The sequence below is a fragment of the Specibacter sp. NPDC057265 genome (genome assembly GCF_042668835.1).
In the GTDB taxonomy this organism is placed as follows: domain Bacteria; phylum Actinomycetota; class Actinomycetes; order Actinomycetales; family Micrococcaceae; genus Specibacter.
This window is the reverse complement of the sequence record NZ_JBHUYE010000002.1, coordinates 1-12,174: the sequence shown is the minus strand read 5'-3', so window position 1 is coordinate 12,174 and position 12,174 is coordinate 1. Positions and strand designations below refer to the sequence as shown.

8 protein-coding genes are annotated in these 12,174 nt (G+C 66.5%); all 8 read left to right on the top strand.

The genetic code is table 11. The annotated features are described in order from the left end of the window. The first annotated feature begins 80 nt into the window (after positions 1 to 80). The 8 genes from ACFUCV_RS01995 (at position 81) to holA (ending at position 12,068) form a co-directional block, all read left to right on the top strand. A complete protein-coding gene (locus ACFUCV_RS01995) occupies positions 81 to 1,865 on the top strand; it encodes a glycerol-3-phosphate dehydrogenase/oxidase (protein ID WP_380811499.1) in 1,785 nt (594 codons plus the stop codon). A gap of 82 nt (positions 1,866 to 1,947) precedes the next feature. After that, positions 1,948 to 2,697, top strand: coding sequence for an MIP/aquaporin family protein (locus tag ACFUCV_RS01990; protein ID WP_380811497.1), 750 nt, complete (start codon positions 1,948 to 1,950; stop codon positions 2,695 to 2,697). A gap of 41 nt (positions 2,698 to 2,738) precedes the next feature. Further along, positions 2,739 to 4,253, top strand: a complete 1,515-nt coding sequence (gene glpK, locus ACFUCV_RS01985; protein WP_380811495.1) for a glycerol kinase GlpK — start codon at positions 2,739 to 2,741, stop codon at positions 4,251 to 4,253. A 204-nt stretch (positions 4,254 to 4,457) separates the two neighbouring features. After that, positions 4,458 to 6,983, top strand: coding sequence for a leucine--tRNA ligase (leuS, locus tag ACFUCV_RS01980; protein WP_380811493.1), 2,526 nt, complete (start codon positions 4,458 to 4,460; stop codon positions 6,981 to 6,983). Between the two features lie 125 nt (positions 6,984 to 7,108). Beyond that, positions 7,109 to 8,128: a DegV family protein gene (locus tag ACFUCV_RS01975; RefSeq protein ID WP_380811491.1), complete on the top strand. Its 1,020-nt coding sequence runs from the start codon at positions 7,109 to 7,111 to the stop codon at positions 8,126 to 8,128. A gap of 60 nt (positions 8,129 to 8,188) precedes the next feature. Next, positions 8,189 to 9,067 (top strand): ComEA family DNA-binding protein, encoded by an 879-nt coding sequence (locus ACFUCV_RS01970; RefSeq protein WP_380811489.1) that lies wholly within the window; start codon positions 8,189 to 8,191, stop codon positions 9,065 to 9,067. Further along, the gene (locus ACFUCV_RS01965) at positions 9,064 to 10,983 is read left to right on the top strand and encodes a ComEC/Rec2 family competence protein (protein ID WP_380811487.1); all 1,920 of its coding nucleotides are present in this window, start codon (positions 9,064 to 9,066) and stop codon (positions 10,981 to 10,983) included. Before ACFUCV_RS01970 ends, ACFUCV_RS01965 begins: the two co-directional genes overlap by 4 nt. Before the next feature lie 89 nt (positions 10,984 to 11,072). Beyond that, the gene (gene holA / locus ACFUCV_RS01960) at positions 11,073 to 12,068 is read left to right on the top strand and encodes a DNA polymerase III subunit delta (RefSeq protein WP_380811485.1); all 996 of its coding nucleotides are present in this window, start codon (positions 11,073 to 11,075) and stop codon (positions 12,066 to 12,068) included. The last annotated feature ends 106 nt before the right edge of the window (positions 12,069 to 12,174 follow it).

Below are 12,174 nucleotides of genomic sequence, written 5' to 3'. Positions count from 1 at the left end.
TGACTATATTTTCCAATTATTTAAACAATAGTGGGAACAGGCGTGTCATACGCAATCAACTGGACTCGAAAGAGGTCAAAGTGAGCATCCCCAGCAACACCGGCGTAAACGATCAATCCCAAGGCTTGCAGCCGGTGGTGCGCACCCAGGCGGCGGCATTGCGTGAACGTCCGCACGCCAAGGTCCTGATCATCGGTGGCGGCATCAACGGCGTCGGCACCTTCCGCGACCTTGCCCTGCAAGGTGTTGACGTGGCCCTGGTGGAACGTGGCGACTACTGCCAAGGTGCCTCCGGCGCGTCGTCGCACATGATCCATGGCGGCATCCGCTACCTGGAAAACGGTGAGTTCCGCCTGGTCAAGGAATCGGTGGTGGAGCGCAACGGCTTGATGAAGATTGCCCCCCACTACGTCAAGCCGCTGCAGACCACCATCCCCATCTTCAGCACCTTCTCGGGGATACTCAGCGCCCCCATCCGTTTCCTGACGCACAAGCAGGGCAAGCCCCAGGAGCGCGGCGCGTTCCTGATCAAAATTGGCCTGACCCTTTACGACGCCTTTTCCCGCGATGGCGGCACCGTGCCCCGCCACGACTTCAAGGGCCGCAAGAAGGCGCTCGCCGAGCTCCCGCAGCTTCCTTCGAACCTGAAGTATGCAGCCACCTACTATGACGCCTCCGTGCACAACCCCGAACGCCTCACCCTCGATGTCCTGCAGGACGGCCAAAAAGCCGGCGCGGCAGCGGATGCAACCGCCGCCGTGGCGCAGGCACGCGCCACCAACTACATGGCCGTGACGGCGGTGACGGACGACGGCGTCGAACTCACCGACCAGCTCACGGGCGAGAAGTCCACCTTCACCGCCGACGTCATCGTCAACACCACCGGGGCTTGGGTGGATGTGACCAACACGGCCATGGGGGCCGGCAGCCGGTTCATGGGTGGTACCAAGGGCTCGCACATTGTCCTTGACCATCCCGAGCTGCTGGCAGCCTGCAACGGCCGGGAAATCTTCTTTGAGCACACCGACGGCCGCATCGTCCTGATCTACCCCATGGGGGACCGGGTCCTGGTGGGCACCACCGACGTCGACGCCGACATGACCGAGGACGCCATCTGCACGGAGGAGGAAATTGACTACTTCTTTGATCTTGTCGGGCACGTCTTCCCCAACGTGCTGGTGACCCGTGATGACATTGTCTACAGCTTCGCCGGGGTGCGCCCCCTGCCGCGGCACGATGAAACCGCGCCGGGCTTTGTCTCCCGGGACTACCGCATTGAGCGCGCGGACATGGACATTGCCGGGGCCAAGGTGCCGGTGCTGAGTCTGGTGGGCGGAAAGTGGACCACCTTCCGGGCCCTCTCGGAGCACCTGAGCAATGACGTGCTGGCCATTTTGGGCACTGCACGCAAGACCTCCACGGCTAAGCTGCCCATTGGCGGCGGCGCTGACTTCCCCACCACCGAAGCCGGCGTGAAAGCCTGGATTGCCGCGCACACCGCCGCGTCCGTCGATGCGGCCCGCGCCGAGGTCCTGCTCACCCGGTACGGAACACGGGCAACTGATGTGCTCGCCTTCCTGGCGCAGGGAACGGACACGGTCTTTTCCTCCACCCCTGAGCTCAGCGACCGCGAAGTGGAGTTCATGGCCGCCCACGAGCAGATTGGGCACCTCATCGATGTGTTCATCCGCCGCACCTCCCTGGCCTTCCGCGGCCTGGTCAGCACCGAACTCATGGCCGAGACCGCTGCCGCCCTGGCAGGACCGCTGGGCTGGAACGAGGACAAGGTGGCGGAGGAGATCTCCCTGGCCACCAGGATTCTGGAACGCTTTCACGGCGTCCAGGTACAAAGCTTGACTGCCTAGGCCCCGGGGGCAAAGGGGCTCAAGTCGAACGCGCCCCAAGGCGCGTTTGTAAGCACACAACTAAAAACAGAAGGAGTCAAAGATGTCTCTTGAAATCGTGTTCCTGTCCGAAGTGATGGGAACCATGCTGCTCACCCTGCTGGGTTGCGGCGTCGTCGCCAACGTTGCCTTGAAGGGCACCAAGGGCAATGCCGGCGGCACGCTAATGGTCAACTGGGGCTGGGGCCTGGCAGTCATGGCAGGTGTGTTTGTCGCCGCCAGGAGCGGCGCGCACCTCAACCCTGCCGTCACCGTCGGCATCCTGAGCAGCGGCGCGGCGGAATATGCGCCCGGAGTGGAAGTAAGCTTTGCCTCCACCATGGTGTACTTCGGCGCTGAAATGCTGGGCGCCATCATCGGTGCCGTGGTGTGCTGGCTGGCGTACAAGCAGCACTTCGACGCCGAGCCCGACGCCGCCACGAAATTGGGCGTCTTCTCCACCGGTCCCGCCATTCGCAGCTACGGCTGGAACACCGTCACTGAAATTGTGGGCACCTTTGTGCTGGTCTTTGTGATCCTGCACTTCGGCGGCGGCGTGGCAGGTCTTGGCCCGCTCCCCGTGGCCCTGTTGGTTGTTGGTATTGGTGCTTCGCTCGGTGGCCCCACCGGCTACGCCATCAACCCGGCCCGTGACCTGGGACCGCGCATTGCACACGCCCTGCTGCCCATCAAGGGCAAGGGTTCCAGCGACTGGAGCTACGCCTGGGTTCCCGTGGTGGGACCGCTGATTGGTGGAGCACTGGGCGGATACATGACAGCGTGGCTTCCCGACCTTCTGGCCGTTGCCGCCTAATTCCGACAGTCTCCGCAAAAGTTCAAGCAAAGGATACAAAGATGTCTCAGTACGTTATTGCCATTGACCAGGGAACCACCAGCAGCCGTGCCATTGTCTTCGACCATGAAGGTGCCATAGTTTCCACCGGACAACTCGAGCACGAGCAGATTTTCCCCAAGGCCGGCTGGGTGGAGCACGACGCCGTCGAAATTTGGCGCAACACCCGCGAGGTCATTGGCACCGCCCTGGCCCAGGCGAACCTCACCCGGCACGACATTGTGGGCGTGGGCATCACCAACCAGCGTGAAACCGCAGTGGTCTGGGACAAAAACACCGGTTTACCGGTGTACAACGCCATTGTGTGGCAGGACACCCGCACGCAAAAAATCGTCGACGAGCTGGCCGCCGACGGCGGTGCCGACCGTTTCAAGTCGGTGGTGGGCCTGCCGTTGGCAACCTACTTCTCCGGAACCAAGATCAAGTGGATCCTGGACAATGTTGACGGCGCGCGTGAAAAGGCCGAGGCGGGCGACCTCCTCTTCGGCAACACCGACAGCTGGGTGCTGTGGAACCTCACCGGCGGCACCGACGGCGGCGTACACGTCACCGACGTCACCAACGCCTCCCGCACCTTGTTCATGGATTTGAAGACCCTGCAGTGGGACGAGAACATCCTGGACATTTTTGGGGTGCCCAAGTCCATGATGCCCGAAATCAAGTCCTCCTCCGAGGTCTACGGCCATGTGCACGGCAGCCAGCTGCTGCGCGAGGTGCCGGTGGCCGGGATCCTGGGTGACCAGCAGGCGGCGACCTTTGGCCAGGCGGCCTTCAACCAGGGCGAGGCGAAGAACACCTATGGCACGGGCTGTTTCCTGATCTTCAACACCGGTGAAGAAATTGTGCATTCCAAGAACGGGCTGCTCACCACTGTCGGCTACAAGCTCGGCGACGCCGCGCCGCACTACGCTCTGGAAGGTTCCATTGCCGTCACCGGCTCCCTCATCCAGTGGCTGCGCGACAACATTGGCATGATCAGCTCCGCCCCCGAGGTGGAGCAGCTCGCAGCGGCCGTGGAGGACAACGGCGGGGTGTACATTGTGCCGGCGTTCTCGGGCTTGTTCGCCCCCCATTGGCGCTCCGACGCCCGCGGCGCCATTGTGGGCCTGACCCGCTTTGCCAACAAGAACCACATTGCCCGGGCGGCGCTGGAAGCCACCGCCTTCCAGACCCGCGAGGTGCTCGACGCCGTCAACGCGGACTCCGGCGTGGACCTGACGGAGTTGAAGGTGGACGGCGGCATGGTTGCCAATGAGGCGCTCATGCAGTTCCAGGCCGACATTTTGGGTGTTCCGGTGATCCGTCCCAAGGTCATTGAAACCACTGCCCTGGGTGCAGCCTATGCCGCCGGCCTGGCCGTGGGCTTCTGGAAGGACCTGGGCGAGCTGTCCAGCAACTGGTCCGAGGACAAGCGGTGGGAACCCACCATGGAGCCGGCCGAGCGCGAACGCCAAATGCGTTTGTGGAAAAAGGCCGTCACCAAGTCCATGGACTGGGTGGACGAGGACGTGCTGTAGGCACCACGCCCCTGGCCGGGACGACGGCGGAAGCCACCGCATGCCACCAGCTGCGGCTTCCGCCGTCGTCCTGCAAGTGCGCTAAAGTGGGGGGGATGTGCAAGCCCCCACACCTTGGTTGGCCGCAGACCCCAAGCGGTGTGCTCCTTGCCGAGTCAAGGGGCTTTCGTGTGTGCGGGGTCCATGGATGCAGGAAGTACAAAGATGAATGAAAAGGCAGGGTACGTGAGCGTGCAATCCCCCCGTGACGAGGGCAGCGAAGAGCTCGTCCACAGTTTCGCCTCGATGGAGGCCAAGTGGCCGGCCATTTGGGATGAGCTGAAGGTCTTCACCCCGGCCGACGACGGCTCCCGGGAACGCCGCTACGTGCTGGACATGTTCCCCTACCCCTCCGGGGACCTGCACATGGGCCATGCCGAGGCCTTCGCCATGGGGGATGTGGTCTCCCGGTACTGGCGCCAGCTGGGCTACGACGTGCTCCACCCGATCGGTTGGGACTCCTTTGGCCTGCCCGCGGAAAACGCCGCCATCAAGCGTGACGCGCACCCCAGCGAGTGGACCTACACCAACATTGACACCCAGGCGGCGTCCTTTAAGCGTTACGCCATTTCCGTGGACTGGTCCCGCCGCCTGCAGACCTCGGACCCGGAGTACTACCGGTGGACGCAGTGGCTGTTCAAGCGCTTCCACGAGCGCGGCCTGGCGTACCGGAAAAACTCCCCCGTCAACTGGTGCCCCAAGGACCAGACCGTGCTGGCCAACGAGCAGGTGGTGGGCGGCGCCTGCGAGCGCTGCGGCACGGTGGTGACCAAAAAGTCCCTGAACCAGTGGTATTTCAAGATCACCGACTACGCCGACCGCCTCCTGGATGACATGGATGCGTTGAAGGGCCAGTGGCCCGACCGCGTGCTGGCCATGCAAAAGAACTGGATTGGCCGCTCCGAGGGCGCCCACGTCTCCTTCGTCATTGAAGCGGCGGGGGAGGGGAAGCCGGAGCAGGAACTGACGGTCTTCACCACCCGCCCGGACACCCTGTACGGTGCCACCTTCTTCGTGGTCGCAGCCGATGCCCCCCTGGCCCTGGACCTGGTCACCGCCGAACACGCCGAGGCGCTGAGCGAGTACCGCGAACAGGTCAAGGCCCTGAGCGACATTGAACGCCAGTCCACCGAACGCCCCAAGAGCGGCGTGTTCACCGGCCGGTACGCCATCAACCCGCTCACGGGCGAAAAGTTGCCCGTCTGGGCCGCCGACTACGTGCTGGCCGACTACGGCACCGGCGCCATCATGGCCGTCCCTGCCCACGACCAGCGCGACCTGGACTTTGCGAAGGCCTTTGGGCTGCCGGTCCGTGCGGTGCTGGACACCGGGATGGAGGATCCGGCGGAATCCGGCATCGCCTCCACCGGCGAGGGCACCTTGATCAACTCCGGGGAACTCAACGGTTTGTCCAAGGCCGAGGGCATCCCGGCCGCCATTGCGGTGCTGGAAAAGCTGGGCACGGGAAAGAAGTTCGTGAACTTCCGCCTGCGTGACTGGCTGTTGTCCCGCCAGCGTTTCTGGGGCACCCCCATCCCCATCATCCACTGCGCCCACTGTGGTGAGGTGGCGGTCCCTGATGATCAGCTCCCCGTGCGCCTGCCTGAGAACCTCCGGGGCGAGGCGCTCTCACCCAAGGGCACCTCACCGCTGGCAGCCGCGGCCGAATGGGTCAATGTTCCCTGCCCCACTTGTGGGGGCGCCGCCAAGCGGGACACCGACACCATGGACACCTTTGTGGATTCGTCCTGGTACTTCCTGCGCTTCACCTCGCCGGACTACACCGACGGCCCCTTCGACCCGGCCAAGGTCAACGACTGGATGCCGGTGGGGCAGTACGTCGGCGGTGTTGAGCACGCCATCCTGCACCTGCTCTACGCGCGCTTCTTCACCAAGGTCATCCACGACATGGGCCTGCTGGACGCCACCGAGCCCTTCAGCGCGCTGCTGAACCAGGGCCAGGTGCTCAATGGCGGCAAGGCCATGAGCAAGTCCCTGGGCAATGGCGTGGACCTGGGCCAGCAGCTGGACAAGTACGGGGTCGACGCCGTGCGCCTCACCATGGTCTTTGCCGGCCCCCCGGAGGACGATGTCGACTGGGCTGACGTTTCACCCTCGGGCTCGGCCAAGTTCCTGGCCCGCGCCTGGCGCCTGGGCAATGATGTGGCCAGTGCAGCGGGCACCGACCCCCGCACCGGTGATGCGGCCCTGCGGGCGCTGACCCACCGCACGGTGCATGAGGGCAAGGCACTGCTGGAGAGCCACAAGTTCAATGTGGTGGTGGCCAAGCTCATGGAGCTGGTCAATGCCACCCGCAAGGTCATTGACTCCGGTGCAGGTCCGGCCGACCCCGCCGTGCGGGAGGCCGCCGAAGCCGTGGCCATCATCCTGAGCCTTTTTGCCCCGTACACGGCCGAGGACATGTGGCAGGCGCTGGGGCATCCGGCCTCGGTGGCCAATGCCGGCTTCCCGGCCGTTGATGAAGCCCTGCTGGTGAAGCAAAGCGTCACGGCGGTGGTGCAGGTCAAGGGCAAGGTCAAGGACCGTCTGGAAGTGTCCCCCGGGATCAGTGAGCAGGAACTGCGCGAGCTTGCCCTGGCCTCGGAAGCAGTGGTGCGGGCACTGGACGGCGCGGAAATCCGCACAATCATTGTGCGTGCCCCTAAGCTGGTCAATATAGTTCCCGCCTAAGGACCAAGACGTGTAAAAGTGCCTTCCCACCCCCCAGGGCGGGAGGGCACTTTTTTGGCGTGAACCAGACAATTCCAGGGCCCATGGCCTTTGCGGGCCAACACCTTGGCGGAAGGAAGAGGCACATGAGCGAATCAGCCGCAGGACGCGCCTGGCTGCGGGCGCAGGTGTTGCGGCTGCGCCCCAAGCTGGCGCAGCGCACTCTTGGCAGCGCCGGCGCGCCGGTGCCCAAGGTGGCCATCGTGACGGATTCCGCTGCAGCCCTGCCGGCGGCATGGCTGGAGGAGTTCAGCCGGAACCACCTGCTGGCGGTGGTGTCCATGCCAGTCATCATTGGCGGCAATGTCTATGCCGAGGACGACGCCGAACTCGAGTCCCACATTTCCCTGGCCTTGGCGGCGGGGACGGCCGTGAGCACGTCCCGGCCCTCCCCGGGCCAGTTTGACAGCGCCTACCGGGCGGCGGCCGCGGCAGGGTACGAGGCCGTGGTGTCGGTGCACATCTCCTGCAAGCTTTCCGGGACCCATGAAGCGGCCCAGGTCGCCGCCGCCCGCGCCCCGCTTCCGGTGCATGTGCTGGATACCCAAACCGTGGGCATGGGACAGGGGCGGGGGGTGCAATCGGCGGTGGCCAGTGCCGCCTGCGGCGGGGACGTGGCGGAGGTGCTGGCAGCCGCCCGCGCAGGCGCCGATGCCACCAGAATCTATTTCTATGTCCCCAGTCTCGAACAATTGCGCAAGGGCGGCCGGATCAGCATGGCCTCCTCCTGGCTGGGCACCTTTTTGGACCTGAAACCGATTTTGGGCATCCGCGACGGCACCGTGGTGCCCCTGGAAAAGGTGCGCAGCGCCCCCAAGGCCATCGGACGGCTGCAGGAACTGGTCCTGGCGGACATTGCCGGCCGTGGCGCGGCAGCGGCGCAGCTGAGCATCCACCACTTTGGCAATGAACCGCAGGCCAGGGAGCTGGGCCTGGCACTCCAACGCCAGGCGCCGGGACTCGCCGGAGCCACGTTGACCCGCCTGCCCGCGGTGCTTGCCGCGCATGCGGGGTTGGGCGTGCTGGTGGTGGTCGTGGCGGAGGAACTGGTCCCGCCGGCGGTTCCCCCGGCCGTGGTTCCCCCACAGCAGACGCCGGCGCCCTGAACGGACACAGCCTGGGCTGAAGGGGTGGATCGGCCCAGCGCGCTGCCCTAGCCTCGCGCTATGGGCAGCAAGGGGTGGGACAGCGGCTGGGACAGCTTCCGAGCCGAGGATGCGGAAGCCAGCCGGCACGGACGGCGTGGCGCCACGGCGCAGGATTTTGCGGAACCGGGCACGGGCGGGCCTGATGCGGGCGGGAGGGGACTTCGCTGGCTGGTTCCGCTGCGTGCAGTGGTGGTCATCCTCGCCATGGCTGCCGCCGCCTTGGGAGTGTTGTGGGTGGAATCGGCAGGAGTGCAGGGGGCCTACCAGCAGCTGGGCTCCGCGCGCGCGGTGGCGGTGCCGCCCCTGGCCAGCGGCACTGCCGGCAATGGTTCCCTGGGCGAAGCCACCAGCGGTGCCACGGCAACTGACTCCGGCAGCGCGGTTCCCACGGCCGGCAGCGGCGGAATCCTGGTGGTCCATGTGGCCGGCGCCGTGGCAGCCCCCGGTGTTTTCCTGCTGCCCGCGGGCAGCCGCGTCTTTGAAGCGGTGGAGAAGGCCGGCGGCGCCCTGCCCACAGCGGAACTGGCCGCCTTGAATCTGGCTGCGGAACTGGGCGACGGCACCCAAATCTTCATTCCCACTGTGGAGCAGGCGGCGGCCGGGGGGACCGGGCCCGGAAGCGGACAGCCGCCAGCCGGCGCGGCAGCTGCACCCGGTGCCGGCACTAAAGGTGCGCCGGGAGCCCCAGGCAGCGGAGCGGCCCCGCCGCTGAACCTCAATACAGCAACAGCCGCGGCGCTGGAGGAGCTTCCCGGCCTGGGACCTGTCCTGGCCCAACGCATTGTGCAGTGGCGCACCGACAACGGGCCCTTCACGGCTGTGGACGGGCTGCAGGCCGTGCCGGGCATTGGCACTAAACTGCTGGCGGGGCTGCGGGAACTGGTGGCTGTCCCATGAGGGGACCAGAGCCTGACTGGGCACGCTATACGCGCTCAGCCGTGGGCGCACCGACAAGGCCCCGGCAGGGTGAACCGCAGCAGGGAGGGCCGGGATCCCTGCGGCGGATCCTGCGCGGGCATGCGCGCTCCACCTCATCTGCTGTGGTTGCCCGCCTGGGCAGGCCCGGCGCACAGGCCGTGGACCAAGCCCGGAGGCAGCGCCCGGACATCCGGCTGCTGCCCGCGGCAGCAGCCACCTGGGGCTCGGCAGTGCTGGTGGTTGGCCGGCCCACCGACGGCGCTGCGGCCCTGTGGTGGGGCACTGCAGCCCTGCTTGGCTGCCTGCTTTTCACTGGCCTGAATGCGCACCGGCACCACCAAGGCGGCCGTGCAGGCCGGCGTCGTCCCCATCAAGGCCGCATGCTCCACCGCGGGGGACGGCGGCGCTGGGGCAAGGCGCGGGAAACGCTGGCTGCGTCGGCTCCAACCATTGCGCTCGCCGCACTCTGCCTGGGTGCGGTTCTGCTCAGCTCCGGAATCCGGACCCTCAATTCCACCACCGCACCCTTGGCACAGGCCCTTGCGCGCGGTCAGCCACTGGTGCTGGTGTTGGAACTGACGGACGCCCCACGCCTCCTGGGGGCCGGCAGCGCGGAACCGGGACAGCTGGAGCAGCAGGTGCGCTTCACCGCCGCAATAGTCCAAGCCACCGTTGACGGGCACGCCGTGCAAGGCAGCCAGGACGTCTCCGTGGTGGCCGATGCTGCATGGGCCGGGCTGCGGGCAGGGGACAGGGCCACCACCGCCGGCAGCGTCAAAGCTGCTGCGGGTGCCGCCGCCGGCACGCTGCATCCGGCAACCGTGCCGCAAAATGTTGTGTCCACGGCACGGGGCACGCAACAGGCGGTGCTGGCGGTGCGTGCTGCCTGGCTTGCAGCCGTGCAGGGGGTATGGGGCGCACACAATGCGGATGTGGCGGGCCTTTTGCCGGGGATGGTGATGGGGGAGCGCAAAGGTCTTGCCCCGGCACTGAACGAATCCATGAAAACGGTGGGGCTCACCCACCTCACGGCGGTCTCCGGCGCCAACTGCACACTGGTGCTGGCGTCCTTGCTGCTGCTGCTACGCACCATTCGGGCGCCCCGGTGGGCGGCCTTTGCCGCATCCCTGGCGGGTCTGGGCATATTCGTGCTGGTGGTGGGACCGGACCCCAGCGTGCTGCGGGCGGCAGTGATGGGATCCATTGGTGCCATGGCATTGTTGAGCGGACGGCCCAAGCGGGTGGGTGCCCTCTTGGCGGTGGTGGTGGTGCTGCTTTTACTGATCGATCCGTGGCTGGCCACCGACTTTGCCTTCATTTTGTCCGTGCTGGCCACGCTGGGACTGCATTTGCTGGGCAGGCGCTGCGTGCGGTGGCTTGCGGTGTGGCTGCCGTTGTGGTTGGCGCAGGCCGTGGCCATTCCCTTGGCGGCACAGCTGTTTTGCGCCCCCGTCATTGTCCTGCTGCAGGCAAGGTTCACGCCCTACACCCTGCCGGCAAACATGTTGGCCGCTCCGGTGGTGGTGCTGGTCACCACGGTGGGAACGCTGGGGTTGGCAGTGGCAGTGGTGATTCCGCCTCTGGGAGGCCTTTGCGCGGCAGTGGCCGGCACCGGTTCGTGGTGGGTGTCCGCCGTGGCCCGGACCATGGCGGCGTGGCCGGGATCGAGCCTGCCTTGGCCGGAAGGGCTGCAGGGGGTCGCCCTGATGGCCCTCTGGCAGGCAGCCGTGGTGGTGGCGTTGGCGGCGGCGGTGGACCGACAACGCGCCTTGGCGGTTGCCGGGCGGGTGTCGGCACTGCTGCCGCCGCGGTGGCGCCGGCACGGCTGGGGCCTGCTGGCCGGCGCCGCCGCGGCCGTCACCGCCTGGTGGAGCCTTGCGGTGTTGAGTTCATAGAAACCCGCCGGCACGGGGGCAGCTTGGGAAATAGCGGGAGCGGATGGCAAAGTGGAGTGCGTGAAGAATCCAGGGACAGGCACAGGCCAGTGACGCCGGCACCGCGATCCGCGCCGGAAGCCAATTGGCGCGATGCTCCGGTGGCGCCGGTGGTGCTGTTGTTCGGGCCGGAGGAGTTTTTAGCCAGCCGCGCCGCGGACGAGGTGCGCCGCAAGTTGCGGGCGCAAAATGCCGAGCTGGAACTCACCACCTTGGATGCCGCACACTACACGGCCGGGCAGCTGGGCATGATTTCCAGCCCCTCCCTGTTCAGCGAACCCAAACTCATAGAGGTCTCCGGGCTCGCCGGCATGAATGATGAGTTCCTGCTCGATGCCCTGGCCTATCTGAAGGATCCAGCGCCTGAGACCACCGTGCTGCTCAGTCATGCCGGGGGTGTGCGGGGGAAAAAGCTGCTCGATGCCCTCAAGGCCGCTGGTGCCCCCCGGGTTGAATGCCAGCCGCTGAAGAAGGACGCCGAGAAGGCGCAGTTCGTCAGCGCCGAATTCACCCTGCACAGGCGGCGCATTGACGCCGTGGCCGTGCGGGCCCTGGTCGCGGCGGTGGGGGCAAACCTTTCAGAGCTTGCAGCCGCCTGCGCGCAGCTGATTTCCGACACCACAGGCATGGTCACCAGTGACGATGTGGATAAATACTACGGCGGACGGGTGGAAGCGACGGCTTTTCGGGTGGCCGATGCGGCGCTGGCCGGAAATGGTCCAGTGGCGCTGTCCACCCTGCGCCATGCCCTGGCCACGGGCGTGGATCCCGTTCCCCTCGTCGCGGCCCTCGCCATGAAGGTCCGCCAAGTGGCGAAGGTCTTTTCAGCGCGCGGGAGCTCGGCCCAGTTGGCCCGCGACTTGGGCATGGCGCCCTGGCAGGTTGACGCCGCCCGCCGCGACGCCGGGAACTGGACGGGTCCGGCCCTGGTCACTGCCATCAAGGTCTTGGCCGAGGCGGATGCACAGGTCAAGGGGGCCGCCAAGGACCCCGTTTACGCAGTGGAACGCGCAGTGACGGTCATTGCCACGGCGGCCCGCCGCTAAGCGGGCCCGCCGGAGGCAGGCCGTGCAGCCGCGGGCCCGCAGCCGCGGACCCGCCCGCGTCAGGCCGCCGGCGGGAACTTAAAAAGTTGTGGGCCCCGCCAAATGG